This window comes from Neorhizobium populisoli (assembly GCF_019430945.1).
Taxonomy (GTDB): Bacteria; Pseudomonadota; Alphaproteobacteria; order Rhizobiales; family Rhizobiaceae; genus Neorhizobium; species Neorhizobium populisoli.
The window spans coordinates 340,214-367,097 of sequence record NZ_JAHYCB010000004.1 but is presented as its reverse complement, the minus strand read 5'-3'; the positions used below and the strand labels follow the sequence as shown (position 1 = coordinate 367,097).

The window sequence follows — 26,884 nt, the reverse complement described above, 5'->3', positions numbered from 1 at the left end:
CCATGAAGCAATCCCTTCTGCCGACCGTCGCACATCGTCTGGCAATCCTCTGCTATATCGCCTTCGCGCTCTTCCCGCTGTTCTGGCTGCTGAAAGTGTCGGTGACGCCGAACGATCTTCTGTATTCCGAAGGGGTGCGGATGTGGCCGTCGCGCACGACATTCGATCATTATGCCTTCGTCCTGCGGCACAGCGCCTTCCCGACCTTCTTCAAGAACAGCCTGATTGTCTCGGCATCGACGGCCGTGGTCGTCACAGCCTGCGCATCACTTTCCGGGTACGCCCTCTCGCGCTTCAGCTTCCGGGCCAAATACGCCATCATCGCCCTGATGCTGCTGACCCAGATGTTTCCGCTCGTCATGCTGGTCGCGCCGATCTTCAAGATCCTCTCGCCGCTCGGCCTCACCAACAGCCTGACGGGACTGGTCATCGTTTATTCTGCCTTCAACGTGCCCTTCGCGACCTTCCTGATGCAGTCCTTCTTCGACGGCATTCCGAAGGATCTGGAAGAGGCGGCAATGATCGACGGGGCGACGAAATTCGTGGCCTTCCGGCAGATCATCCTGCCTTTGACGCTGCCCGGCATTGCCGCGACGCTTGGTTTCGTCTTCACCGCCGCCTGGAGTGAGTTGCTTTTCGCGCTGATGCTGATCAATGGCAACGACGCTGCGACCTTCCCGGTCGGGCTCCTGACCTTCGTGTCGAAATTCTCGGTCGACTTCGGTCAGATGATGGCGGCCGGCGTGATGGCTCTCATCCCGGCCGGGCTCTTCTTCCTTCTCATCCAGCGTTATCTCGTCCAAGGCCTGACGGCCGGCGCGGTCAAAGGTTAGTCACATGGCATCCATTCAGATCGAAAAGCTCGAAAAATCCTACGGCCATGTTTCAGTCCTGCATGGCATCGACCTAGATATCCGCGATGGAGAATTCATCGTGCTGGTCGGCCCCTCCGGCTGCGGAAAATCCACGCTTCTGCGGATGATCGCCGGCCTGGAGGACGTCAGCCGAGGCGAGATCCGCATCGACGGCAGCCGCGTCAACGAGCGGCACCCGAAGGACCGGGACATCGCCATGGTCTTCCAGTCCTATGCGCTCTATCCACATATGAACGTCGCCGGCAACATGAGCTACAGCCTGCGGCTGCGCAAAACGGCCAAGGAAAAGATCGGCGCGGCCGTCGCCGGCGCGGCATCGAAGCTTGGGCTCGAACCGCTTCTGGAACGCCGCCCGAAGGCGCTTTCCGGCGGCCAGCGCCAGCGCGTCGCGATGGGCCGCGCGATCGTCCGCGAACCGAAAGCCTTCCTCTTCGACGAACCGCTTTCCAATCTCGACGCCCGCCTGCGCGAGCAGATGCGCGCCGAAATCAAGAAGATGCATGCCGACCTGAAGGCCACCTCAATCTATGTCACGCACGACCAGATCGAGGCGATGACGCTGGCCGACCGTATCGTCGCCATGCATGGTGGCGTGGTACAGCAGGTCGGCAGCCCTCTCGAACTCTACGACCGCCCCGCCAATCTGTTTGTGGCCGGCTTCATCGGTTCGCCGGGAATGAATTTCCTCGACATCATCTATCGGGAAGGCGCAGCGTTCCTGAAGGATGGCAGCCGGATCGCGCTGAAATCGCCCGCGCCGGTCACAGAGGGAAGCAATCTGACGCTCGGCATCCGGCCGGAGCATATGACGATTGCGACGGATGGCACGGGCATTGCGGCAAAGGTCGAACTGGCCGAGCCGACCGGTTTCGGCATCATCCTGCATCTCTCGGTGCACGGCGTTCCAGTCAAGGTATTCACGCTCGACCGGCAGGCGCTTAACATGGGCGGAGAGATCGCGGTGTCTTTCCCCGCGCAACACATTCACCTGTTCGACGGTGAAGGCAGGCGGATGGACTGATATTCCGGTAGGAAACCGGCCGGAGAGGTGAACCCCGGCCGGCCTTCAGATCACTGCGCCGGCTTCACGCCGCGAAGGCGGATCATGCCGTCCGGGTAGGCCTTGAAGTTCGCTACCTTTGCCGAGACGGCATAAACCAGCGGCGAATAATAGGTGTAGATGTAAGGCAGGTCGCTCTGAAGGATTGCCGAAGCCTGGGTGTAGAAGGCCTTGCGCTTTTCGACATCCGGCGTGCTGCGGGCTTCGTTCAGAAGACGATCAACTTCCGGATTGCAATATTTCGGATCGTTCTGGGCGCCCTTGCAGGCTACGAACTGGTAAATGTTGCCGTCAGGATCGATACGGCCGGACCAGCCGCTAAGCGACGCCTGGAAATTACCCTTCTGCATTTCCGCCAGCATGGCGGTGAAATCCATCGGGCGAAGGCTGATCTTGAAACCGGCTTCCGCGGCCATTGCCTGGATCATTTCGGCGAGAGCCGCCGTGATGGTCGTGTTGCCGAACGAAAGCTCGAAGGCGACTTCAGGCTGTTTCGCCTCAGCCAAAAGGGCCTTGGCCTTCGCCACATCCCGCTTCGTGACCGGATAATTCTTGTCGTAATAGGTGCTCGCCAGCGGGAACGGCGTCTGCGCCGGCTCGAAAAGTCCGTGGCCAAGCACGTCGTTGATGATATCGCGACCGATCGCCGCCTGGAACGCCTGGCGCACCAGCTTGTCCTTGCCGAGCGGGCTATTGGCGCCCTGGCCCGAACCGACATTGATGACGATGCTCTGATAACCCAAGCTCGACAGGGCAATGAATTTCAGCCGCTTGTCGGCCTTGACCGCATCCGCATCGGACGGGTTGAGGCGCTCGACCAGATCGATATCGCCGGCCTGAAGGTTGGCGAGGCGCACCGTCGTATCGGGGATCGGAAGGAAGATGATCCGGTCGTAGAAATAGTCCTTGGCGTCGCGGTATTTGTCGAATTTCTCCAGCACGATACGGTCGTTCTGGGTGCGCGAGACGAACTTGTAGGGGCCGGAGCAGACCGGCTTGGCGCCGAGTTCCGGATTGCTGAATGTCGCGGGCGACATCATCATGCCTGCACGGTCGGTCAACTGCGCCAGAAGCGTGGCATCGGGCTGTTTCAGATGTACGGCAACCGTTGCCGGATCGACGACCTCGACGCTTGCGACCGAGACCAGCTCGCTCTTGCGCAGGCTGTCCGGCAGCGTCATGGCCCGGTCAAGATTGGCTTTTGCGGCAGCGGCATCGAATTTCGTGCCGTCATGAAACTCGACATCGGTGCGCAGCTTGAACGTCAGCGTCTTGTTGTCATCGCTCCAGGACCAGGAACTGGCAAGCTGCGGGGCGATCTCCAGCTTGTCTGTAACGTCGACCAGCTTGTCGCAAAGCGAGGTGAATACGAACCGCCCGACGGTGGTGCGGGCCTTGTGAGGATCGAGAACGTCAGGGTCTTCCTGAACCCCGATCCTGAAGTCGGCCGCGAGCGCAACCTGGCTGCTGAGCAGGCCGATTGCGAGCGCTGTAAGAAGTTTCCGATGCGTCATATGCGTTCCCTTTATTGTTATCGTCATATTTGATCAATTTATCAGCTACGCTTTCCAGCGTGTCAATCGACTTGGGCCACCGGCCGCGCCGTTAAAGCCGAACGGCTTCGATCGGGACCGGGTTCGAAATCTGTTGCTGTTTTTCACCAAGCGCGTAGATCGCCCGGACGACATCCATTCCTTCCACGACTTGCCCGAAAGCTGCAAAGCCCTGGCCATCGGGGTTCCGACGACCGCCGTAGTCGAGTTCCGGTTGATCGCCGATGCAGATGAAGAAGGCCGGCCCTGCGGTACCCGGCGCAAGTCGCGCCATGGACAGGGTTCCGTCCACATGCTTAAGCCCGCTCTTTTCAGTCGTCTCGTGCGCGATCGGCGGCGGATCGTTTTCCCGCGGCTTGTCAGACGGATAACCGAACTGGATGACCTCGATCTTCGCGGGAACGGTATCCTCCTGATTTTTCATGTTCACGATACGATAGATGGTCGAACCGGCAAAAAGCCCGGTCTCGATCCGCTGAAGCAGATTGTCCGTGGAGATGGGAGACTGTTCCTGGAACAGGCGGACAACAAACCTTCCAAGTCTCGTATCGAAGGCAACCATCGGATCGGAAATCGTGGGCATCTAAAAACGTCCTTTTGCTTGAGGGTCTGTCATGGAGCTGTGAACGTTATCGCGCACCTGCCGTCGATCCAAGCGCAGCGGAAAGTTCGTCAGCAGTTTTCTGAAGAAGCTGCGCTGCATTGCTTCCGGCGGAAAGATCGGTGCGACCGCTCATGCCGAGAATGGTCATGGCAGCCACCAGATGGTCTTCATGATCGAATATGCCGGCGGAAACCGAGCAGAAGGCAAGGCCGAAAGCACCTTCGGCCAATGCATCGCCGCCTGGGCCTACCTCGTCAAGGTCGCCAATATTCCACAGCAATGATGTTTCCGGGTCCCGGGCGAGATTATCCTCCGGGACCAATATCCCTGCATACTCTCCAAGCTTCCCCGCTTCGCTTGTACTTCGCAAGCCTAGATACACCCTATGCGGGAATGGTGCAGTCTCCGGGGCATAGAAGATACGCAGCATTCCTCTAAGTTTTCTTCGATGTGCAATTTGAACTTACTTGCCCGCTATTTAGAGATAAAAGAGTAACGAGATACACACTATTGTCCGGTCATCATTCGCTAACTTCGAATCATGACGCCGGTGGGCAAGAATCCGAGGAAGTTGACTATGCGGAGAAAGCTTCAGCAGGACATCCTGGATATGCTTGCGCGTGGCAGCACAATCGAAGAAGCCGGCAACGCCATTTGCCGGCATGCCGAACAGCTTGCCGACGGGGTGCTCTGCTCGATCGTAACGATCGACCAGGCTGGGCTGATCCATCCTCTTGCCGGCGAGAGCATTTCAAAGACCTATTCCCAGGCACTGGATGGGATCGAGATCGGGCCCGGCGTCGGTTCGTGCGGCACAGCCGCCTTTTTGCGCAGGCCCGTTGCTGTCGAGGATATCTTCGGCGATCCGCGTTGGGCTCCGTATCAGTCACTGGCCGATATCCTGCTTCAGGAACACGGTGTCAAAGCCTGCTGGTCGAGCCCGATCATGCGAAGCGACGGGCGCGTGCTCGGCGCGTTCGGCTTTTATTATCGCGAAAACCGCGGCCCGACAGCTAAGGAGCAGACCATCGTTGCAGATTGCGTCGATCTTTGCTCAATCGTACTGGAACGGGAAGAGGTCAAGGCGGAGAACGTTCGGCTCGCATATTTCGACACGCTGACCGGGCTCGGCAATCGCGCCAATTTCATCGAGACCCTGGAGGCAACAGCGAAGGCGACGACCGAACCGCTCGCCGTCCTGCTGTTCGACATCGATCATCTGGGCCGCGTCAACGATGCCTTCGGCCATGCGATCGGAGACAGCCTTATCGTCGAGGTCGGGCGCACGATTACCCAGAAAACCGGCGAGAAAACAGTCTTCAGGGTCGATGCCGACGAATTCGCCGTCCTGATTGCCAATAAATCCGTGGCAGAGATCAATGTCATTGCGACGCAGATCATTCAGGCCGTCGAGAGCCGGACGCTGCGGCAGGTCACACATGCCTTTCCGCTTTCGGTCAGCTGCGGAGCTACCATTTCCGACCCTTCCCGGCCCCCGGATGTCGCGACATTTCTTCAGCAGGCCAATCTGGCGCTGCATCATGCCAAGAACACCGCCCGCGGAAGTTTTGCCCTTTATACGGACGATCTCGCCGATGCGATCGCACAGCGTTTCCGCACCCTGCAGGCGGTGCTCAGCGCGCTGGCCGAAAACCGCATCGAGGCGCATTATCAGCCCATCGTTCGGCTCGATACGCAGAAGATCGTTGGTCTCGAAGCGCTCTGCAGATTGAGAACCGCCGAGGGTCAGATCATCTCCGCCGGACAGTTTGCGGATGCGCTGCAGGATCTCTCCATGGGACATCTGCTGACCGACCGCATGCTTGAACTCGTCGCAAACGATCTCCGATACTGGCTGGATCAGTCCGTCGATCTCCAATATGTCAGCATCAACGTTTCCATGGCCGATTTCGCCCAGGGAAACCTGCGCGAACGTATTCTGAAATCGTTTGCGGCCAAGGACATTCCGCTGGATCGCGTCGTCATCGAAGTGACCGAGTCGGTCTACATGGATGTCGGCGACCGCAAGGTGGCCCAGACGATCGAGGATATGCGTTCCGACGGGCTTAGCGTGGCGCTCGACGATTTCGGAACCGGCTACGCGTCACTCACACATCTGCTGGATATGCCCGTCGATATCGTCAAGATCGACAAGACGTTCGTCGATCGCATGCCGGATGGTGTCGGAGAAGTGATCGTCAAGGCGATCCTAGACATGGCCGCCGGGCTCGGCGTCCGTATTGTGGCCGAAGGTGTCGAAACCGCCGATCAGTCCCAACGCCTTCAGCGCCTTGGCTGCCCGTTCGTCCAGGGATATCGCTTCGGCCGCCCGATCGGCCGCGAGGAAACGACAAAGGCATTGGAGCAGGTGAGAGGCTGAAGCGAAGCCAGCCCAGTCATCGTTTACCCGGGGTTTTGATCCGAAAATGACCGCGTAGAGAGTGTTTTACGCTTCATCCTGAATTTCTTCAGGACCACTCCCACTCCCCGTATGCTTGTCCGGTGCCTTGCCGTTCTGTTCGGCGCGGTCGCGGTGAAGAGCAGCGCGGGCGAGCAACATGAAGGTGATCGGCGTCGTGACCGTCACGAAAATGCCGATCAGGATTTCGTGGATGGCGATCCGCGAAGCAGCAACGGAAAAAAAGATCATCGAGGCGACCATGATGCCGCCGATTCCCCAGCTGGTGCCGAGCGTCGGCGCATGGATGCGCTCATAGAAGGTCGGAAGCCGCACGAAACCGATCGCGCCGATCAAGGCCAGCGTTGCGCCGACCAGCAGGAAGAAGGCGACGGCGACTGCCGCCCAGAGAGGAATATCGGCAGCATTCACCATCATTCGATCACCTCGCCGCGCATCAGGAACTTCGCCAGCGCCACCGTCGCCACGAAACCCAACATGCCGATCACCAGCGCCGCCTCGAAATAGATGACGCGGCCGGTGCCGATGCCAAAGGTGACGAGCAGCAGCATGGCGTTGATATAGAGCGTATCGAGCCCGATGATCCGGTCCTGCGCGCGGGGGCCGCGGAACATGCGGATCGAGGCGAGCGCCATGGCAGCCGCCAGCATCAGCTGGGCGATGGCGACGGCGGTGAAGATGATGATGGCGCTCATGCGAATATCTCCATCAACAGCTTTTCGTAACGGTTCTTGATTGTATCACGCCAGGCGGCTTCGTTGTCGATGTCGAGCACATGCAGAAGCACGGTATTGTCGTTGGAATCGTATTCCAGCCAGGCGGAGCCCGGCGTGCTGGTCAGAACGACGGCGAGCACGGCGATGGCGAAATGATCGCGGATTTCGAGGTCGATCGCCAGGAAACCTGGATTGTGCTTGCGCGATCCCGCTCTCAGAATGACCTTGGCGACGTGCAGGTTGGAGACCGCGACGTCGTAAAGCACGATGCCGAAGAGCTTGGGCAGCAGATACCATTTGCCGAATTTCGGCTTTTCCGGCCGGAGCGACGCCATGGCCCAGGAGGCGAAGACCGCAACGACGATGCCAAGCAGCAGATGGCCGAGCGTGAAGCCGTTCAAGAGCAACCACATCAGAACCAGCATCAAGGTCAGGATCGGATAGGGAAGCATCAATGTCCCTCCTTTCCCGTATCGAATTCGACGCCCGGTATGACGGCCGCATTGCGCACCGCATCGATATAGAGTTTCGGATTGGCGAGCGTGCGGATGGTCGTGTCCATATATTGCATGGCCGGCCCGGCCTGCACCGTCAGCGCCAGCGTCAGGGCCAGCAGAAACATGACCGGCACGATCTCGATCACCAGCACGCGCGGCACCGTGCCTTCGATCGAAGTCCAGAAGGTCCGGATGCCGGCGCGGGTCATGGAAATCAGGGCTGCGACGCCCGAGAGGATGACCAGAATGACCAGCGTCCAGATCGCGGCCGTCGGCGGCACGCCGATCGCGCCCGTGCCCATCATCGCCGAAAGCATGGCAAATTTGGCGATAAAGCCCGACAGCGGCGGCAGGCCGGAGAGCAGGATGGCGCAGGCGGCAAAACATGTGCCGAGGATCGCCATCGTGCCGGGCATGGTGACGCCGTCGCCCTCTTCCGGCTCGTACTCGTCGGCATCGCCATAGGCTTCCATGGTGACGGCCAGAACGTTGGCGCCTGCATCCTGACCGCGTTCGACGAGTTCGATCAGCATGAAGAAGGCGCTGATCGTCAGCGTCGAGCTGACGAGATAAAGCAACGCGCCTGACGAAACCGCCCCGTCGCTAATCCCGAGCACCATCAGCAGCGTGCCGGAGGACACCAGAACCGAAAAGCCCGCGAGGCGACCAAGCGCCTGGGAGGCAAGCACACCGATCGTGCCGAAGATCAGCGTTGCGATTCCGCCATAGAGCAGGAATGTCGAACCGAACCCGGCGGAAGGCCCATCGCTGAAGAGAAGCATGGTGAGGCGCAGGATGACATAGATGCCGAGCTTGCTGAGGATGGCGAAAACGCCCGCAACCGGAGCCGACGCCGCGCTATAAGCCGTCGGCAGCCAGAAGCAGAGCGGCCACATGCCGGCCTTGATCAGGAAGGCGATACCGAGCACGCCGGCGCCCGCCTCCATCAACATGCGCCGGTCCGGCTCGATCTGTGGAATACGGGCTGCAAGGTCCGCCATATTAAGCGTGCCGGCCGTGCCGTAGATCAGGCTGACGCCGATCAGGAACAGCAGTGCCGCCGCGAGGTTGACAGCGATGTAGTGCATGCCGGCCTTGACGCGCAGCGGACCGGAGCCGTGCAGCAGAAGACCGTAGGACGCAGCAAGCATCACCTCGAAGAAAACGAAGAGGTTGAAGAGGTCGCCTGTCAAAAACGCGCCATTGACGCCCATCAACAGCAGCTGGAACATGGTGTGGAAATGCGCACCAACCGCGTGCCAGCGCGCCAGCGAATAAACCAGCGCGGCAACGCCGATCACCGAAGTGAGCAGCAGCATCAGCGCCGACAGGCCGTCCAGCACCAATACGATGCCGAAGGGTGCCGACCAATTGCCGAGCAGGTAGACACCTTCGAAAGCGTTCGGTCCGCTCTCTATCTCGAAGAGGACGATCGAAACGAAGCAGAGGATGATCGCTGCGGCAAGGCTGACCATCGCCTTGGCGACGCGCTGCCGCTCGTCGATGAAAAGCAGGAGCGCCGCAGCAAGAAGCGGGATGAGGATCGGCGCGATGATGAGATGGTGCGTCCAGCCGTTCATTTCGGATCGCTCCTCCCGTCCACATGGTCGGTGCCGGTCAGGCCGCGGGAGGCAAGCAGCACGACGAGGAAGAGCGCGGTGGTCGCAAAACCGATGACGATCGCCGTCAGCACCAGCGCCTGCGGCACCGGATCGGCAAGCGACGAGGTGGAAACGCCATCCGTCAGGATCGGCGGGACATTGGTCTTCACGCCGCCGACGCCGAAGATGAAGAGGTTCACGGCATAGGACAGCAGCGAAAGTCCGATGATGACCTGATATGTGCGCGGACGCAGGATCAGCCACACACCGCAGCTGGTCATGACGCCGATGGCGATCGAAAGGATGATTTCCATCAGGCCTCCTTCGCCTTATCCGACTCGATCGTCCTCAGACGATTGATACGGATCGACTGGTGTGCCAACGCAACGAGGATCAGAACGGTCGATCCGACGACGAGCGAAAAGACACCGAGATCGAAGAGCAGCGCGCTTGCTGCGGGCATTTTGCCGATCAGCGGCAGCTCGACATACTGGAAATGCGACGTCAGGAACGGATAACCGAAGAACCAGGCGCCGATGCCGGTTACCGTTGCCGTCAACATGCCGGCCCCCATCCAGCGCAGCGGCAGAATGCGGATACGGTCCTCCGCCCAACGCGTGCCGCCAGCAAGATATTGCAGCAGGAAGGCGATCGACAGCGTCAGGCCGGCCGAGAAACCGCCACCCGGAAGATCATGCCCCCGCAGGAAGATATAGACCGCGAAAGTAACGATGATCGGAAACAGCCACTGCATGATGACGGAGGGCACCAGCAGATAATCGCGCACCGTATCGCCGGCGGAACGCTCCGGCCGTTCCTCGTCGAAGCGGTTCTGGATCTGCTGTTGCTCCGGCATGCCCATGCTGTCGTCCGCCGGGCGGAAACGTCGCAGGAGCGCGTAGACGGTCAGCGCCACGACACCGAGAACGGTGATTTCGCCGAGGGTGTCGAAGCCGCGGAAGTCGACAAGGATGACGTTGACGACGTTGCGGCCGCCACCTTCCGAATAGGCGTTATCGAGGAAATAGTTGGCGATCGCATCCGGCACCGGCATGGTCATGACGGCATAGGAAATGAAGGTCATGCCGATGCCGCAGGCCACTGCCAGCGCCAGGTCGCGGAAACGTCGGAAGCGGGCACGCAGCGTGATCGTGTCGTCGATCCCCTCAGACCGTTTCGGCAGCCAGCGCAGGCCGAGCAGGATGAGAACCGTGGTGACGATTTCGACGAGGAGCTGGGTGATGGCGAGGTCGGGTGCGGACAGCCAGACGAACGTGGTGCAGACGATCAGCCCGACGCCGCCCAGCATGACCAATGCCGCAAGACGATGGTATTTGGCGAGCCAGGCCGTTCCGAGCGCCAGGCAGACGCCAAGCGCCCAGAGCGCGGCAAATGCCGTATCGACGCCCGTGAATGCGAACGGCCGCGTTTCGAAACCCGAGAGATAAAGTGGCAGGAGACCCGCGAAGAAGCCCGTCGCGACGACCCAGCGCATCTGCGGCTGCAGGTTTCGCGTGCCGATACGCTTTTCGGCCATGCGTGCCCAACGCCAGGAAACCTCGACGAGAATACGCTCGAAGATGCGCTGGCCGCGGAGCCGGCGGAAGATCGGCGGTCCGTCGTCGCAACGCTGCAGATAATCGCGCAGAACCCAATAGAGGGCGGCGCCGCCGAGAAGCGCGGTAATGCTCATCATCAGCGGCACGTTGAAACCGTGCCAGACGGCAAGGCTGTATTCCGGTGTCTGTGCGCCGAGCACGCTCGATACGGCAGTGTGCAGGAAAGGGCCGACCGACATGGCCGGTGCGATGCCGACGATCAGGCAGATCACGACCAGAAGCTCGATCGGGAAACGCATCCAGTGCGGCGGCTCGTGCGGTGTTTCCTTCGGCAGCTTGGTCGGCGGCGGGCCGAAAAACACCATGTGAATGAAGCGCAGCGAATAGGCGACGCTGAAGGCACCGGCAAGCGTTGCAACATAGGGCAGGATACGGTCGAGGATCGAATCCGCATGGGTTTCCACCGCCTCGGCGAAGAACATTTCCTTCGACAGAAAGCCGTTCAGCAGCGGCACGCCGGCCATGGCGGCGCTCGCCACCATGGCGAGCGTCGCGGTGATCGGCATGTAGCGGAAAAGCCCGCTTAATCGTCGCATGTCCCGCGTACCGGTCTCGTGATCGATAATGCCGGCCGCCATGAACAGCGATGCCTTGAAGGTCGCGTGGTTCAGCATGTGGAAGATCGCCGCCACCGTCGCAAGCGGGCTCCCGAGGCTGAGCAGCGTGGTGATCAGCCCGAGATGGCTGATCGTCGAATAAGCGAGCAGGCCTTTCAGGTCCTGCTGGAACATGGCGAAATAGGCGCCGAGCAGAAGCGTGATGATGCCGCATGCGCCGACGATCCAGAACCATTCATAGGTGCCGGCCAGCGCCGGCCAGAAGCGCGCCAGCAGGAAGACGCCGGCCTTCACCATCGTCGCGGAATGCAGGAAGGCGGAAACCGGTGTGGGCGCCGCCATGGCGTTCGGCAGCCAGAAATGGAAAGGAAACTGCGCGCTCTTGGTCAACGCGCCGAGCAGAACGAAGACCAGCGCCGGGGTATAGAGAGCATGTCCGCGAATGACGTCACCGGAGGCCAAAATCTTGTCGAGATCGTAACTGCCGACGATGTTGCCGATCAGCAGCACGCCAATCAGCAGGCAGAAGCCGCCGATACCGGTGATCGTCAATGCCATGCGCGCGCCATCACGTGCAGCCGCCGTATTGTGCCAATAGCTGATCAGCAGGAAGGAGAAGATGCTGGTCAGCTCCCAGAAGACCGACAGCAGGATGACATTGCCGCTAATGACGATGCCGAGCATCGCGCCCATGAAGGCCAGCAGGAAGGAGAAGAACCGCGGAACCGGGTCTTCCTCGGAAATATAGTAACGGGCATAGACGACGACGAGAAAGCCGATTCCGGTGATCAGCACCGCGAACATCCAGGCGAACCCGTCCATCCGAAGCTTGAAGTCTAGCCCGAGCTGCGGGATCCACTCCACATGGAAGCGCAATGCGTCGCCTGCCGAGACAGCGGGATAGGCGGCGACGACGATTAGCAGGCTCAGGAGCGCTGTCGCACCGGCGATCCATGACGGCAGGACACGTGAGGATGTGTTGAGGAGAAAGGCGGAGGCAAGGCTTCCGACGAACGGCAGGAGCAACAGAACCAGAAGAAAATAGGGCTCAAGCGTTATCCCAACAGTCCGTTCCTTGTTCGAAAGCGGCTCTTCCGACCCGGCCGATCGGCGTTTTCACGCCCCTAGCAATCCGGCTCAGAATGCCATATATGAATGATATTGACCAATATGGGCAGAATCGGACGATGGGTCAAGGCGATCACTGCAAGATTTTGACACCGGCCCTCTGTCGCGCCGCGCGAGGGTTTCTCGATTGGACCCAGAGCGACCTCGCCGACCGTTCGGGCGTCTCGCGCAGTACAATTCGCGATTACGAAGGGGACCGGCACGATGTGCATCGGGCAACCGAAGCGCAGTTGCGACTGGCGTTTGAGACCGGCGGCCTGGCATTCGTGACCGTCGAGAGCGGCGCGGTCGCGGTGTGCAACCGGCAAGTTCCGGGATAAGGCCCAAAGCTTCCCGCGGATTCGTCACAAGCAGCGCATAAAGCCTGTTGATTTCATTTGAATACTTGCAGTTTTCCCCGTCCCGGCGGATGGTGGCGCCCGCTTGGCCTTTTGACACCCTTTCTGGAGCAGTGACCCGATGACTTCGACACCTTCCCAAACCCTTTCTCCGCTTGCCGAGGCCATTCTGGGCGCAATGAAGTCCGGCGGGCTCGTCGCACCCGAAGCTTTTCTCGGCAAGCCGCTTGGCGAGGGCTTTGCGGTTCAGACCGAAATCTTTGCCGCCCTTGATGTGCCGCTCAATGGATCGAAACACACTCTCAAGGGCGATCTGTGCCACAGCGCACCATTGCTCGATGTCTCCGAGAGCGCAAACCAGCAGTATCAGACCGGCATTTCAGTCGAAGTCGAGCTTGCCTTCACGCTTGGCAAGGACCTCACCGCGGCGAAGGGCACCGTGACACGCGCTGATATCGTGGACGCGATCGCTTCCGTACGCATCGGCGTCGAGCTTCTCCGCAGCCGTTACGAAGGCGGCGCGCGGGGCGACCAGGCGCTCGCCGTGGCCGACATGATGAGCAATGTCGGTTATGTGCTCGGTCCGGAACTCGATCGCAAACTGCTCGATCAAGGCGCAGAGATCGGCCCGCTGAAGCTCGTCATCAACGGAGAAACGGTTTTCGACAAGTCCGCTACTCACCCCGACAACGATCCGCTGAAGCCGATCGTGGCGCTGGCGAACCAGACCCCGATCTGCGCCTTCGACATGCTGAAGGCCGGCCAGGTGATCACCACCGGTACGCTTTGCGGACTGATCAAGGTCGGCGCACCGGGTACTGTGGCAGTCACACTCGGTGGCCGCGACTTCGTTCTCAAGGTCGATTGAGCCTGCGGCACGAAATCCGCCTCAACGATCGACCGTTTCGCCCGAAAGCGGCGTCAACTGCATGGACGGTCGCTCCTCGAAACGGGAGAGCCAATGCGCCACCCGGCTTTCCGGTTGAGGAGCCGGGAGGTCGCGAAACCTGATCCAGGACAGCGCCGTCGCGAGTGCGATGTGACCGACGTGAAGGCCGGCGCCGTCATCCAGTTCGCCTTCCAGCCAGCGATAGCTTTCCTGCAGTTTTTGCGCATACCCTTCCTGCAGCGGTTCGTAGCGCAGATGCGCCGGCCGTCTTGCTGTTTCCCAGCGCAATGCGATGCCGGTCTCGGCCAGCCCCTGCGCCAAAGCCTGCAGCCGCAAGGCTTCCCACCGCGCCTCGCCCTCCAGGGGAATGAGCTTTTTCCTGTTATGAAGAGTGTCGAGATAGGCGCAGATCACGTCGGAATCGAACAGCGCCGAAAGCCCCGGCCGGATGAGAACGGGCACTTTACCTAGCGGGTTTTCGGAAAAGACGTCTCGGTTTCTCACCAGCGGGCTCGTTTCGTGATCGATTACCTCGATGCGATCTGCCAATCCTGACTCATGGATAAAGACCAGCACCTTGCGGGCAAAGGGCGAATGGGTCTGGTAATAAAGCTTCATCTTTTCCTCGTTTCACATCCAACCAAAGCAGATGCCGAAAGTCTGCTGGTGGAAAGATATTGCACCCGGCGCGATAAATGCGCTGATATTGGTGGCGTTCTATGCAACTTTGTTTCACCGAAGGCTTTCCCTTGCCGCAACCATCAAAATCGACAGTGCTCGATACCTTCGACCGGAAAATCCTGGATATCCTGCAGCGCGACAACACCACGCCGCAGCGGACGATCGGCGAGGCGGTCAATCTCTCGGCGCCGGCCGTGCAACGCCGGATCAAGCGGATGACGACGGACGGTGTTATCCAGGCCAATGTTGCGGTGATCGATCCGGATGCCTTGGGGCAAGCGATCACGATCTTCGTCGAGGTCGAGGTGATCAGCGAAACTGCAGCGCAGATCGAACAGGCAAAACGGGAGTTTTCCGCCGTGCCTGAAGTGCAGCAATGTTATTACGTGACGGGCGCTGCCGATTTTATCCTGATCATCGTCGTGCCTTCGATGGCCGATTACGAAGCCCTCACCCGCAGGCTGTTTTTCGGCAACAACAACGTCAAACGTTTCAGGACATTCGTCGCGATGGACCGGGTGAAGGTTGGTTTGAGCGTGCCAACTTCAACTGCCTGAGCAGCCCCCGATTCCATCCTCAAAACTCGATCTCTCCCGACCGCATGTCAGGATCACAGATAATGGCATTCCCTGCCGTTGACATTTTGTCGACAAAGTGATGACATATTCTTGTTAAGATGGGGATTGCTAAAAGTGACGGAAAAACCGAAACAAATTCGGGTCCGCCATGACCGGGACGAAACGCGGATGCTACGAGGCATGCCCGCGAACGCTCGCACCTCCGCTTCTTCCGGGGCTTCCCGCCCTGCCATCAACCTGCATTTCGTGCTTGGTATCTTCCACCCAGCGGCTATTGTCGCTGCCAATGCGTAGGGAGTTGCCCGCATGACGCAAACCGCACCCAAACCCCTCCTGACGGTCGAAGGCCTCTCGGTCGAGTTCGGCGCCTCGCGCGTCATCGACGATCTGAGCTTTTCCGTCTCAAGGGGACAAACGGTTGCGGTCGTCGGCGAATCCGGTTCCGGCAAGTCGGTGACCTCCCTGTCGATCATGCGGCTGGCCGACATGCTCGGCGCGCAGTTTCCGACGGGCCGCATTCTCTTTGATACGGCAAACGGTCAGGCCGATCTCCTGCGCCTCGACCAGAAGACCATGCGCGGCATCCGCGGCAAGGAGATCTCGATGATCTTCCAGGAGCCGATGACCTCGCTCAACCCAGTCTTCACCATCGGGGATCAGGTGGCGGAAATCCTGAAGCTACACGAGGGCAAGTCGAATACGGCAGCACTCGCAGAAGCCAAGCGCCTGCTCGACATGGTCCGCCTGCCGGATGCGGCCGAGCTTTTGACCCGCTACCCGCACCAGCTTTCCGGCGGCATGCGCCAGCGCGTGATGATCGCCATGGCGCTCGCCTGCAAGCCGAAGCTGCTGATCGCCGACGAGCCGACCACCGCACTCGACGTCACCATCCAGGCGCAGATCCTCAACATCCTGCGCGACCTGCAGAAGGATCTCGGCACCGCCATCATCTTCATCACCCACGACATGGGTGTCGTTGCCGAAATGGCCGACGATGTCGTCGTGATGTGGAAGGGCAAGGCGGTCGAGAAGGGTCCGGCGCTCGAAATCTTCGACAAGCCGACGCATCCCTATACGCGAACGCTACTTTCCGCCGTGCCGAAACTCGGCAGCATGACCGGTCAGGATCTTCCGAAGCGCTTGCCGGTCATGGTGCTGCAGGACGGCGAACCCAAGCTTGCCGGCGTCGAACGGGTGCAGGATACCGCCCGCTACAATGCCGATCCGCTGCTTTCCGTGCGCGATCTCTTCGTGCGGTTCGACATCAAGAAAAACTTTTTCGGCAAGGCAACGCATCGCGTCCACGCGGTGGAGAAGGTCAGCTTCGACATCCATCCCGGCGAGACGCTGGCGCTGGTCGGCGAATCCGGTTCCGGCAAGTCGACCATCGGCCGCACGATCCAGCAGCTTCAGAAAGCGACCGCCGGCAATGTCTCCTTCGCCGGTCGCTCGCTGGCCGAGATGGGCATGGCCGAGCGACAGAAGCTGCGCCAGGACGTGCAATATATCTTCCAGGACCCCTTCGCCTCGCTCGATCCGCGCAAGACGGTGGGCTTCTCGATCGCCGAGCCGATCCGCACCCATGGCCTGCTCGACAACACGGCCGAGATCAACAAAACCGTGGATGCGCTGTTGGAGCGCGTCGGCCTCACCTCAGCGCATGCCAAGCGGTATCCGCACGAGTTTTCCGGCGGCCAGCGCCAGCGTGTCTGCATCGCCCGCGCGCTCGCCTCCAATCCGAAGCTGATCATCGCCGACGAGGCACTGTCGGCCCTCGACGTGTCTATCCAGGCGCAGATCATCAATCTGTTCATGGACCTGCAGCAGGAGCGCGGCCTCGCCTACCTGTTCATCAGCCATGACATGGCGGTGGTGGAAAAGATGAGCCACCGCGTCGCGGTGCTTTATCTCGGCCAGATCATGGAGCTCGGTTATCGCCGCCAGGTCTTCGAGACGCCGTCACACGATTATACGCGCCGCCTGCTCTCCGCCGTGCCGATCGCCGATCCGCGCCAGAGGAAACAGCTTGCGGCCATCGAGGGAGACATTCCGAGCCCGGTTCGGGCAGTCGGCAATGAACCGGTGCTTTATGCCCGGGAGGAAATCGCGCCCGGCCATTTCGTGGCGCGAAGTGCATGAACACTTTGGGTTTATAAACAGGAGCAAGACAATGACAAAAATCAAGAGGGGCCTGCGTACGGCTTTCGCCGCCATCGCGCTCGCAAGCGCCGCAATCATGCCGGTCTCGGCCATGGCCGCCGGCAAGCTGACAGTATCGTCGCCGCAGGATCCGGGCAGCTGGGACCCGATCGACACCTTCCTGGTGAACTGGGCTTCCGTCGCCACCAACATGTTCGACGGCCTGACCTATCGCGGTCCGGACCTGAAGCTCGTCCCGGGCCTAGCCACCTCGTGGGAAGTGCTCGACAACGGCATGCGCATCCGCTTCAAGCTGCGTGAAGGCGTCAAGTTCCACAACGGCGAGCCCTTCAACGCCGAGGCCGTGAAGTTCACCTTCGACCGCCTGCTCGGAGCCGAAGGCGCCAAGGGTCCGCAGCAGTCCAACTACAATTCGATCGGCAGCGTCGAGATCATCGATGCCAACACGGTCGACTTCAAGATGAAGGTCGCTGACCCGGTCATCCTCACCAAGCTCGCCGGTTACGGCGGCATGATCGTTCCGCCGAAGTACATCCAGGAAAAGGGCGACGCCTATTTCAACGCCAATCCGGTCGGCACCGGCGCGTTCAAGTTCGTCTCCTATGAGCCGAAGGTGAACATCGTTCTCGCCGCCAACCCGGACTATTTCGGCGGCGCGCCGAAGATTTCGGACCTCGAATACAAGTTCATCGCAGAGCCGGCGACCGCCGTTGCCGAACTGCAGGCCGGCCGCGTCGACCTCGTCATCCCGCCGACCATTCCGATTGGCATGATCCCGACGATCCAGGGCAATTCCAAGCTCGCCATCGTCACCTCGCCCGGCCCGACGGTCTACGCTCTGCGCTTCAACACCCGCGACGGCATCACCAAGGACCCGAAGGTTCGTCAGGCGCTGATCATGGGCGTCGATCGCGACGCGATCATCAAGACCATCCTCGGCGGCCAGGCGGTTCCGATCGCCAGCTTCCAGGGCCCGCTCTCCTTCGGTTTCGACAAGGCCATGAAGCCGCTGCCGTATGATCCGGCCAAGGCTCAGGCTCTCCTGAAGGAGGCCGGCGTTGCTCCGGGTGCTGCCCTGCAGATCGACCTTCGCGGCAATGAAGCGACCTTCATCGAAGTCGCCCAGGCGATCTCCGCCTACCTGCAGACGATCGGCATCACAGCGACGATCAAGCCGTATGAAACCAACGTCCTGCTGAACGACATCATCCCGAATGGCAAGACCGGCGCGATGTTCCAGCAGTCCTGGGGCGGCTGGACGCTCGATTACGACAACACCGCGGTCGCCATGTACAAGACCAAGGAAAAGTGGAACCCGTACGATAGCGACCCGAAGATGGATGACATGCTTGCCAAGCAGCGCACCGTCACCAATGTCGCTGAGCGCGAAAAGCTGCTGCAGGAAATTGCGCATTACGCTGCCGGCCGGGCGCTCGAAATGCCGCTCTACAACCTCAACGCCATCTTCGGCATCAACAAGCGCGTGAAGAATTTCACGCCGGTGCCGGACAGCCGCCTGAAGTTCACCGACGTCACGGTGGATTGAGCCTAAAGGCTTTCGCTTGAGGGGCGAGCCGCATGTGGCGACCAGCCCCTCATCCGCTTGCCGGCACCTTCTCCCCGTAAAGACGGGAAGAAGGACGACAACCGCGACCTCCAGTCCCCTCTCCCCGCGCGCGGGGAGAGGGTTAGGGTGAGGGGCTATGCTCAGCGCTTGCGCCGAGAGCGGCGCTCGCAATTACAAAGGAACGAGAGAAATTGGCCGCTTTCCTGATAAAACGCCTGTTGCAGGCGATTTTCGTGGTGATCGCCGTGACGCTGACGGTCGCCTTCGCGATCCGCCTCACCGGTGACCCGGCGCTGATGCTGACACAGGGTGCGGGCAGCATCACCGAGGCCGATCTCGTGAAAATCCGCGAAGGACTTGGCTTGAACGAGCCGTTCCTCGTCCAGTATTTCAATTTCCTGAAGGGTATCTTCACCCTCGACTTCGGCAAGAGCTTCCTGGGTGGCACGCCGGTTTCGCTGCTGATCGGCAAGGCGCTGCCGGCGACGCTGGCGCTCGCCTTCACATCGCTCATCGTCTCGATCGTCATCTCTATTCCGCTCGGCATCAAGGCCGCCACCTCCCGCGGCAAATGGGCCGATCAGCTGATCCGCATCCTGTCGCTGGTCGGCCTCTCCTTCCCGAACTTCTGGCTGGCCACCATGCTGGTGCTGCTGTTCGCCATCGCCATCCCGCTTCTGCCGCCGAGCGGCATGGATGGGTTTGCGAGCTTCGTCATGCCCGCCGTCACCATGGGCATCATCCTTACGGCGACCAATGTCCGCCTCGTCCGCACCACCATGCTGGAGACGTTGCGCTCGCAATATATCATGGTCGCTCGCGCCAAGGGCCTCAGCGAAAATGTCGTGCTCTACAAGCATGCGCTGCGAAACTGCGCGATCCCGCTGATCACCTATTTCGGCCTTCAATTCGGCGGACTTCTGGGCGGTATCGTGGTGGTCGAGCGCGTCTTCAACTGGCCGGGAATGGGAACGCTTGCCTTTGATGCGGTCGGCGCGCGTGATTATCCCGTGCTGCAGGCCGTCATCACCGTTCTGTCGCTGATGATCATCGGCATCAACCTTCTCGTCGATATCGCCTACGGTCTCGTCGATCCCCGCATTCGGACGGAGGGATAATCATGGCCTCGCGCGCAGCTTCCTCCCATTTCTTCAAGCTCGAATTCGTGCTTGGCGCCCTTCTCGTCGGCGTCATTGGTATCGCCGTTATCTTTTCCGGCGTGATCTTTCCCGGCGGTGCCGAGAAGATCAATCTCATGTCGCGGCTTGTACCGCCTTTCGCCAACTCGGCTTATATCTTCGGCACCGATCCGCTCGGCCGCGATGTGCTGGCCCGCGTCATGGCCGGCGGCAAGATTTCGCTTCTGGTCGGCTTCGTTTCGGTCGCCGGCGGCGTCACGGTCGGCGTCGTGATGGGCCTGATTGCCGGTTATTACCGCGGCATCTGGGATATGCTGGTGATGCGCTTTGCCGATATCCAGCTGGCCATGCCCTTCATCCTGCTGGCCATCACCTTCATCGCCATCGTCGGTGGCGGGCTGACCAATACGATTGTCCTGCTTATCGTCTCGCAATGGGTGCAATATGCCCGCCTGGTGCGCGGCTCGGTGCTGACGCTGCGCGAGCGGGAATTCATCCTTTCGGCCCGCGCCATCGGCGTGAAGGACTGGCGTATCATCGTGCAGCACCTGCTGCCGAACCTGATCGGCCCGGTCATCGTGCTGATGACGCTGAACGTCGCCACCAACATCCTGCTCGAATCCAGCCTCACCTTCCTCGGCCTCGGCATCGATCCGACCATTCCGAGCTGGGGCGGCATGCTGGCCGAAGGCCGCACTTACCTGCAGACCGCCTGGTGGGTCAGCGTCTTCCCCGGACTTGCCATTCTCCTCACCGTCCTCGGCCTCAACCTCCTCGGCGACTGGCTTCGCGACAGTCTCGACCCCATGGGCAGAACATCCGCATGACATTGATTTTCGAAAGCAATTTTGACCGTACCCTCGACACCCTCGTCGCACGCTTTTCCGCAGGCGAAGCGAAAAAGGTCGAGGCCTGGACCTTCGACGACGAGAAAAGCCGAAAGAGCGCAGAAGCCGCTCTGGCTGCCAAGGGTGTCGCCGCGAAATTCCGCAGCGCTTACAAACCGTTGCTGCACTTCTTCCTGGAAGATATGCAGCTTTCCGATCTCTCGGCCGTGCATGTCGTCTATCCGGTGCATGCCGCCTGCCCGAAGAACCGTTTCCTGCTGGAAGCCTATCCGCTCGCCGGCCTTTCCGCCGACGTGAAGATGACCTTCGAGGCTGGCAAGAACGATGCCTTCTTCTACGACGTCACCCTCACCACCAAGGATGGCGCCGAAAGCACCCACAAGATTTTCGCTCCGAACCGCGTCCATACTGACTTCATCGGCGAAACCCTGCTTTCCCCGACCGGCTGGCTGTCGATCGACGGCGGCGCGGGCGAGCGGCTGGAAACCGATTACGAAGTACTCTTCCACTCCGCGGCCAATGCCGTCGCGACGCATGAATGGGGCGCGACGGAGCCGTACTTCGAAGAACTGAACATCGCCGTCACCGTCCCGGCTGAAGACCGCCGCCTGCCAGTTGGCGAGGAAGTCGTCAGCCTGCGCGAAGCGCTGCACGAGGATTTCTACTTTTCGCTTCTGGAAGTCTTCCAGAAGAAATCCGGCCGCCCGATCGGCGACCGCCATCTTCGCCCCGGTCAGATCGTGCCGGAAATCCGCTTCGGTGAAAAGATCTCCGCGCGCGTCGAAACCCGCGCCTTCAACACGTCTGAACAGGCTGCCGAAACCCAGCCGCTCGACACCGCAACGTCACCGATCAGCGCCGGTCAGGTGCGCACCGAACTCACCTCGATCGAAGGTGTGCCCTTCGAAGCCCGCGCCCGTTCCGGCCGTGCCGTCGAGGCGCGTTACCACAAGGGAAGCGACAGGCCGGTGATCATCAGCGGCGGTCAGCATCCGAACGAAACGACCGGCATCGTCGGCGCGATCCGCGCTGCGAAAAACCTTGCAGCACGACCGGGCGGTCATTTCGTCATCTCGCCGCTGGAAAATCCGGACGGTTACCAGATCCACTGGCGCCTTCGCGAAGACAATCCGCTGCACATGCACCACGCCGCCCGCTACACGGCTTACGGCGACGACCTCGAATACCGTTCGGGCGAAAACCTGAATGAAAAGGCGATCCGTGTCGAAGCCGAGAAGCTGAGCGGTGCCAAGTTGCACGTCAACCTGCATGGTTACCCCTCGCATGAATGGACACGCCCGCTGTCCGGTTACGTACCGCGCGGCTTTGCCATGTGGACCGTGCCAAAGGGCTTCTTCCTTGTCATGCGCCACCATGCCGGTTGGACGGAACAGGCGGAAGTGCTGATCGACCGCGTCACGCGCCATCTCGCTGCCATTCCGGGCCTCGTCGATTACAACAACAGCCAAGTTGCGTTGTTCGAAACCCATGCCGGCGAAACCGGTTTCCGAGTCATCAACGGCTTCCCCTGCCTGATCTCGATCGACGACCGCCACACGGTACCGCTGACGCTGATCACCGAATATCCGGACGAGACGATCTACGACGACGCCTTCATCGCCGGCCACACGGCCCAGATGGAAACGGTGCTTGCCGCCTATGATGCGATCCAGACGATCGAAGAACCGGCCACGGCCTGACCGGTTCTCAGCTCTCCTCGCCGAGCAATCGTATGACGCTCTGCTTCATATGAAAATTCATGATCTCGCGCGCCTGCGCGGGATCGCCGGCCTTGATCGCCTCCAGCACGCGGGAATGTTCATCCACCACGCGGGGCGCTACCTGGTCTGACGGCCGATCCTGCAGTTTGCGGGTGAATTCCACCGTCAACCGGATCTGCTCGCGCATCGTGCCGAGCGCGAAGGTGAAATACGGATTGCGGGCAGCCTCGGCGACCGCCATGTGAAAGGCGAAATCAGCTTCGAAGACGCCTTCGCCCGGCGGCAGGGTCAACATGCGCTGATGGGCCTGCTCGATGCCGCGGATTGCATCGGGATCGCAAAGCCGTGCCGCATCCTCGGCTGCCGCACATTCCACGACCTGCCGAAACCGCATGCAGCGTTTCATGTCGTAGACGGTCTGGATCGACAGACCCTGAATATCCGCAGCCGAAGGCACGACATCGGCGCGCGGCTGCACGAAATTGGCCGAGCCCCGCCGCGAAATGATTCGGCCGGCTTCGCGCATACGCACCAGCGCCTTACGCAGCACAGGGCGGGAAACGCCGAACTGGCGGGCAAGCTCCGCTTCCGGCGGCAGGCGCCCGCCGCCGTGCCAGGCCGGCGTGTCGAGCATCGCTTCCAGCCGCGTCAGCACATGCGACGACAGGTCTTTCACAGAACGCGGCTTGTGACTGATTTCATCCATCCAGACATCCTATAGCCGCGCTTTGGGCTTTCCAATAGCCCCAAGCGTTTACTAATTTTTACTGATATTGACAAATGGGTTCAGTTCATGGAGTGATTGGCTACCGCGCGGAGGAGTTGAGGATGCCGCGCCGAACGATCAGAAGAGTACAGGACCCGATGCTGACCGAGCCGCATTCGCCGACATTTGCCACCAATCCCCACCTCGCCCGCCTCACGCCCCGCATCGTTTCCGTGCGGGCGATCCCGGTGGCGGGGCAAGACAGCATGCTTCTGAACCTCAGCGGCGCGCATGGCCCGTTCTTCACCCGCAACCTGGCAATCATTGAAGACGATTCGGGCCATACGGGCATCGGCGAAGTGCCGGGCGGCGAGGCGATCCGCAAGACGATCGAAGACGCGGCCTCCCTGCTGATCGGCCAGACGATCGGCAGCTATAACGGCCTGCTCGACAAGGTACGCAAGACCTTCAGCGATCGCGACAGCGGCGGCCGCGGGCTGCAAACCTTCGACCTGCGCACGACGATCCATGTGGTCACGGCGCTGGAATCGGCGCTGCTCGATCTGCTGGGGAAACATCTCGGCGTGCCGGTCGCGGCGCTGCTCGGCGATGGACAACAGCGCGACCGGGTGGAGATGCTCGGTTATCTCTTTTATGTCGGCGACCGCCGCAAGACGGATTTGCAATATCGTGATGGCAAAGCAGAGACTGACGACTGGCTGCGACTGCGCGATGAGGAGGCTCTTAAGCCGGAAGCGGTTGTCAGGCTCGCAGAAGCAACCCACGAACGTTACGGCTTTCGCGACTTCAAGCTGAAGGGCGGCGTTCTGCGCGGTGACGAGGAGATCGAGGCCGTCACCGCCATTGCCCGCCGTTTTCCGGAAGCGCGCGTGACGCTCGATCCGAACGGCGCATGGTCGCTGGAAGAAGCGATCCGGCTGTGCAAAGGCCGCGGCGACGTGCTGGCCTATGCGGAGGATCCGTGCGGCGCCGAACAGGGTTATTCCGGCCGCGAGATCATGGCCGAGTTCCGCCGCGCCACCGGCCTTCCGACCGCGACCAATATGGTGGCGACCGACTGGCGCCAGCTTTCGCATGCGATCCAGCTGCAATCGGTCGATATTCCGCTTGCCGATCCGCATTTCTGGACCATGCAGGGTTCGGTGCGCGTCGCGCAGATCTGCCAGAATTTCGGCATGACCTGGGGTTCGCATTCCAACAACCATTTCGACGTGTCGCTCGCGATGTTCACCCATGTCGGCGCCGCCGCCCCCGGCCGCGTCACCGCGCTCGATACGCACTGGATCTGGCAGGACGGCCAGCGGCTGACCCGCGAACCGCTGAAGATCGAAGACGGCCACATCGCCGTGCCGGAACAGCCGGGCCTCGGTGTCGAACTGGATATGGACCGCGTCGAGGAGGCGCATCAGCTCTATCTGAAACACGGCCTCGGCGCCCGCGACGACGCGATTGCCATGCAGTATCTCGTCAAAGACTGGCGGTTCGATAACAAGCGGCCGTGCCTGGTGCGTTAGCCGACGGAATTGCCTGCCGCCCTGCCAGGGAGGCGGCAGTCCGTTTCGCGATCCGGAGACAAGCGGGAAGGCTCTAAAGTACACCCCAAGCGCGAAAACGGTCGCGACCGGTCAGTTCGCGGAGGTTAAGCTCTCCGGCGATCTTCAACGCCCCCTGCGGTGTAACGCCAAGTTCAGACGCGATCATTCCCGCCGAAACCATTGGCTTGGCAAGCACGAGATCGATCAGTTGCGGCAGTTTCGACGAGATGCGGCGCCCGGAAATCCGGTGCTGCATCTGCTGGCGGGCCAGAAGAAGCCGGTCGTGCTCCTTGAGCCCGGCCTCCGCGCCGGCAGTCAAACCGTCGAGGATGGCAAGCAGTCGCGTATCGCGATCGCGGCTTGCCCGGCGTTCGCGGGAAATCTGTTTTAGTCCGAGATTGACTGGAGCAAGATGCGCCGGCGTGACGCCTGCCTCCCGCAGCAGCGAAGCCGCCAGCAGCCGGCCGAGCCAGGGCGCATGTTGCAGCACCTGCAACATGTTCCAGGCATCGAGCAGCACTGCGGCCCGCAAGACCGCCGGCAATCCCTCCGCCTGTGAGCGCGCCACCCGCCATTCGGCAAGCCGCTCGTCCTCGTTCCAGTCGGGCTCGTAGACGAAGGCATCCCGCTCGCGTGCGCCCGATGGCGTCCGTTCACGGGCATCGGAAAGCAGCGCTTCGCTGCGGGCAAGCACGGCATCGATTTCGGCAAAATTCAAATCGAACGGATCGTCCAGCCCGTCTGCCTCGTCGGAGAACGGCTCATCCTCTACGGCGAAAGTCGCGGCGGCCGATTTGGCCAGCTCTTCGATGCCCCTGCCCCGCAGCTTTGCCAGACCATCGGCGCTCAATGCCCAACCGGGCGGATGGCTGAAAATGCTGCGGCGGCTGCGCAGCACGTCCTGTGCGATCGTCAGTTCGTGGGACGGCGCACGAATGCCCATGCCGACATCGTGCAATACTAAATCTTCGAGATGAACCAGCTCGCCATCGACCCAGAGCGAGGCGCAGGCATCGGCAAAATGGGCGCGTTGAACCCAGCCGTCACCGATCGGTGACCGGGCGATACGCTCGTCAAGTCTCGTCAGTGCCGCCGTCGCGGTCGCGACCGGTGCGAAAAGATCTGGCAGGGAAAGTTTGGAGACGTCGTAACGCATTGATTCGACTATAGCCGATCGGCGTTATGAAAGCGAGGAGGCCTTATGGTTTCGCAGAGCTGTCAGCGATCTGCCGGGGCGACAGGTTCATCCTCAAAACCGGCGGCATCCATGGCTCGCCGCACCACACCGGAAAGCTTGGCATGCTCGAGAAAATCGCTGACGAAGGCGAGGGCTGCCGGACGCTCCTTGCCGACGGCGATCGCAATACCCGTCTGCTGGAACCCGCCATCGAGCACGCGGGCACCCGGCAATTGCGGCAGGAGCGTGCGGAAGGCATCGCGCGAAAGTGCCAGAGCCTCGGCCTGTCCCTCCACCAGGCGCCCGACGGCTTCGGCGATCGTCTCGGCGGCCTGCGGTACGGTTCTCGTCAAGGTACGGATGGAGCTGCGAATAGTGGTCGTGTTGGCGATGCCGACGACGCGAACGTCCTCGCGGTCCACTTCCGAAAGTGCGGTGATGCCGGAAGCGCCGGTGACCAGATAGGTGCTTTCGAGGATATAATAGGCGGGGCCGAAGGCGACGCGTTTCTGCCGCTCGGCATCGACAGGCATGAAGCTGACGTCGATCGCACCGGCTTCCAGCGCCTCGGTGCAGGCGCCGGAATTCGGAAAGTTGACGATTTCGAGGTCGGCGCCAAGCTGCATCGCCAGCGCTTCGCCGATATCGACCGTCACGCCGCGATAGGTCTGGCTGCCGGTATCGAAGACCGCGAACAGAGCCGAAGGCGCGGGAGCCGCGACAATGCCGAGCCGCAGGCAGCCGGTCGGCATGAGTTCGTCGCGAAAATCGTCTAGCACCGCGGTCTCGATCGAAAGCATATAAAATTCCTTCGCCTGAGCGCCGCAGGCCGGCGCGTTTTTCACGCCGACCTGTTCAGCATGCCGCGGCCTGCAAAGCAAGCACGCGGAGCGAG

At 61.0% G+C, this 26,884-nt stretch carries 25 protein-coding genes; 12 read left to right on the top strand and 13 right to left on the bottom strand.

Translation table 11 applies throughout. The features are described from left to right. Window positions 1–2: 2 nt before the first annotated feature. On the top strand, window positions 3–833 hold the full coding sequence (locus KX729_RS12835) for a carbohydrate ABC transporter permease (protein WP_219742854.1): 831 nt from the start codon (window positions 3–5) through the stop codon (window positions 831–833). Window positions 834–837: 4 nt separating this feature from the next. Next, window positions 838–1,896 (top strand): ABC transporter ATP-binding protein, encoded by a 1,059-nt coding sequence (locus tag KX729_RS12830; RefSeq protein ID WP_219742853.1) that lies wholly within the window; start codon window positions 838–840, stop codon window positions 1,894–1,896. A 50-nt stretch (window positions 1,897–1,946) separates the two neighbouring features. Here KX729_RS12830 and KX729_RS12825 read toward each other — a convergent pair whose 3' ends face one another. The 3 genes from KX729_RS12825 to KX729_RS12815 all read right to left on the bottom strand — a co-directional run bounded on the left by KX729_RS12825 (window position 1,947) and on the right by KX729_RS12815 (window position 4,522). Further along, window positions 1,947–3,449, bottom strand: a complete 1,503-nt coding sequence (locus KX729_RS12825; protein ID WP_219742852.1) for an ABC transporter substrate-binding protein — start codon at window positions 3,447–3,449, stop codon at window positions 1,947–1,949. Window positions 3,450–3,540: 91 nt separating this feature from the next. Continuing rightward, complete coding sequence (locus KX729_RS12820; RefSeq protein ID WP_219742851.1) at window positions 3,541–4,071, bottom strand: peptidylprolyl isomerase; 531 nt, start codon at window positions 4,069–4,071, stop codon at window positions 3,541–3,543. Window positions 4,072–4,117: 46 nt separating this feature from the next. Continuing rightward, a complete protein-coding gene (locus KX729_RS12815; RefSeq protein WP_219742850.1) occupies window positions 4,118–4,522 on the bottom strand; it encodes an IclR family transcriptional regulator in 405 nt (134 codons plus the stop codon). Window positions 4,523–4,669: 147 nt separating this feature from the next. Between KX729_RS12815 and KX729_RS12810 the strand changes: the two genes are divergently transcribed. Next, window positions 4,670–6,472, top strand: a complete 1,803-nt coding sequence (locus KX729_RS12810; protein WP_219742849.1) for an EAL domain-containing protein — start codon at window positions 4,670–4,672, stop codon at window positions 6,470–6,472. 66 nt (window positions 6,473–6,538) lie between these two features. Here KX729_RS12810 and mnhG read toward each other — a convergent pair whose 3' ends face one another. From mnhG to KX729_RS12780, 6 genes are read right to left on the bottom strand one after another with little or no spacing between them, the layout of a single operon-like run. Then, entirely contained in the window at window positions 6,539–6,925 is a 387-nt protein-coding gene (mnhG, locus tag KX729_RS12805) for a monovalent cation/H(+) antiporter subunit G (protein ID WP_219742848.1), read from the bottom strand. Then, window positions 6,925–7,206: a K+/H+ antiporter subunit F gene (locus KX729_RS12800; protein WP_219742847.1), complete on the bottom strand. Its 282-nt coding sequence runs from the start codon at window positions 7,204–7,206 to the stop codon at window positions 6,925–6,927. Before KX729_RS12800 ends, mnhG begins: the two co-directional genes overlap by 1 nt. After that, window positions 7,203–7,679 carry a Na+/H+ antiporter subunit E gene (locus tag KX729_RS12795; protein WP_219742846.1) on the bottom strand — a complete coding sequence of 159 codons (477 nt, stop codon included), beginning with the start codon at window positions 7,677–7,679 and terminating at the stop codon, window positions 7,203–7,205. Before KX729_RS12795 ends, KX729_RS12800 begins: the two co-directional genes overlap by 4 nt. After that, window positions 7,679–9,304 carry a monovalent cation/H+ antiporter subunit D gene (locus KX729_RS12790; RefSeq protein ID WP_219742845.1) on the bottom strand — a complete coding sequence of 542 codons (1,626 nt, stop codon included), beginning with the start codon at window positions 9,302–9,304 and terminating at the stop codon, window positions 7,679–7,681. The genes KX729_RS12795 and KX729_RS12790 overlap by 1 nt, the downstream gene beginning before the upstream one ends. Continuing rightward, the gene (locus KX729_RS12785) at window positions 9,301–9,639 is read right to left on the bottom strand and encodes a Na+/H+ antiporter subunit C (RefSeq protein WP_219742844.1); all 339 of its coding nucleotides are present in this window, start codon (window positions 9,637–9,639) and stop codon (window positions 9,301–9,303) included. The genes KX729_RS12790 and KX729_RS12785 overlap by 4 nt, the downstream gene beginning before the upstream one ends. Then, window positions 9,639–12,560: a monovalent cation/H+ antiporter subunit A gene (locus tag KX729_RS12780; RefSeq protein ID WP_219743125.1), complete on the bottom strand. Its 2,922-nt coding sequence runs from the start codon at window positions 12,558–12,560 to the stop codon at window positions 9,639–9,641. Before KX729_RS12780 ends, KX729_RS12785 begins: the two co-directional genes overlap by 1 nt. An 83-nt stretch (window positions 12,561–12,643) precedes the next feature. Here KX729_RS12780 and KX729_RS12775 point away from each other — a divergent pair, with 83 nt between their 5' ends. Beyond that, on the top strand, window positions 12,644–12,949 hold the full coding sequence (locus KX729_RS12775) for a helix-turn-helix domain-containing protein (protein ID WP_219742843.1): 306 nt from the start codon (window positions 12,644–12,646) through the stop codon (window positions 12,947–12,949). Window positions 12,950–13,088: 139 nt separating this feature from the next. Further along, window positions 13,089–13,835 (top strand): fumarylacetoacetate hydrolase family protein, encoded by a 747-nt coding sequence (locus KX729_RS12770; RefSeq protein ID WP_219742842.1) that lies wholly within the window; start codon window positions 13,089–13,091, stop codon window positions 13,833–13,835. Between the two features lie 21 nt (window positions 13,836–13,856). On the opposite strand, the gene KX729_RS12765 is transcribed toward KX729_RS12770, so the two are convergent. Further along, window positions 13,857–14,474 (bottom strand): glutathione S-transferase family protein, encoded by a 618-nt coding sequence (locus KX729_RS12765; protein ID WP_219742841.1) that lies wholly within the window; start codon window positions 14,472–14,474, stop codon window positions 13,857–13,859. A 131-nt stretch (window positions 14,475–14,605) separates the two neighbouring features. Here KX729_RS12765 and KX729_RS12760 point away from each other — a divergent pair, with 131 nt between their 5' ends. The 6 genes from KX729_RS12760 (at window position 14,606) to KX729_RS12735 (ending at window position 22,529) form a co-directional block, all read left to right on the top strand. Then, window positions 14,606–15,094 carry an Lrp/AsnC family transcriptional regulator gene (locus KX729_RS12760; RefSeq protein ID WP_246617567.1) on the top strand — a complete coding sequence of 163 codons (489 nt, stop codon included), beginning with the start codon at window positions 14,606–14,608 and terminating at the stop codon, window positions 15,092–15,094. A gap of 327 nt (window positions 15,095–15,421) precedes the next feature. Then, window positions 15,422–17,254, top strand: coding sequence for an ABC transporter ATP-binding protein (locus KX729_RS12755; protein WP_219742839.1), 1,833 nt, complete (start codon window positions 15,422–15,424; stop codon window positions 17,252–17,254). A 31-nt stretch (window positions 17,255–17,285) separates the two neighbouring features. Then, window positions 17,286–18,821 (top strand): ABC transporter substrate-binding protein, encoded by a 1,536-nt coding sequence (locus KX729_RS12750; protein WP_219742838.1) that lies wholly within the window; start codon window positions 17,286–17,288, stop codon window positions 18,819–18,821. A 212-nt stretch (window positions 18,822–19,033) separates the two neighbouring features. Then, a complete protein-coding gene (locus KX729_RS12745) occupies window positions 19,034–19,960 on the top strand; it encodes an ABC transporter permease (protein ID WP_219742837.1) in 927 nt (308 codons plus the stop codon). Window positions 19,961–19,962: 2 nt separating this feature from the next. Continuing rightward, window positions 19,963–20,808, top strand: coding sequence for an ABC transporter permease (locus KX729_RS12740; protein ID WP_219742836.1), 846 nt, complete (start codon window positions 19,963–19,965; stop codon window positions 20,806–20,808). Next, on the top strand, window positions 20,805–22,529 hold the full coding sequence (locus KX729_RS12735; protein WP_219742835.1) for a M14 family metallopeptidase: 1,725 nt from the start codon (window positions 20,805–20,807) through the stop codon (window positions 22,527–22,529). The genes KX729_RS12740 and KX729_RS12735 overlap by 4 nt, the downstream gene beginning before the upstream one ends. A 7-nt stretch (window positions 22,530–22,536) precedes the next feature. Here KX729_RS12735 and KX729_RS12730 read toward each other — a convergent pair whose 3' ends face one another. Beyond that, window positions 22,537–23,256 (bottom strand): FadR/GntR family transcriptional regulator, encoded by a 720-nt coding sequence (locus KX729_RS12730; RefSeq protein WP_219742834.1) that lies wholly within the window; start codon window positions 23,254–23,256, stop codon window positions 22,537–22,539. Window positions 23,257–23,414: 158 nt separating this feature from the next. Here KX729_RS12730 and gudD point away from each other — a divergent pair, with 158 nt between their 5' ends. Beyond that, complete coding sequence (gene gudD, locus KX729_RS12725) at window positions 23,415–24,791, top strand: glucarate dehydratase (protein WP_219743124.1); 1,377 nt, start codon at window positions 23,415–23,417, stop codon at window positions 24,789–24,791. A 73-nt stretch (window positions 24,792–24,864) separates the two neighbouring features. On the opposite strand, the gene KX729_RS12720 is transcribed toward gudD, so the two are convergent. Both KX729_RS12720 and KX729_RS12715 read right to left on the bottom strand, forming a co-directional pair. Further along, complete coding sequence (locus KX729_RS12720; RefSeq protein WP_219742833.1) at window positions 24,865–25,968, bottom strand: RHE_PE00001 family protein; 1,104 nt, start codon at window positions 25,966–25,968, stop codon at window positions 24,865–24,867. 62 nt (window positions 25,969–26,030) lie between these two features. Further along, window positions 26,031–26,789, bottom strand: coding sequence for a transporter substrate-binding domain-containing protein (locus tag KX729_RS12715; protein ID WP_219742832.1), 759 nt, complete (start codon window positions 26,787–26,789; stop codon window positions 26,031–26,033). Window positions 26,790–26,884 lie beyond the last annotated feature (95 nt).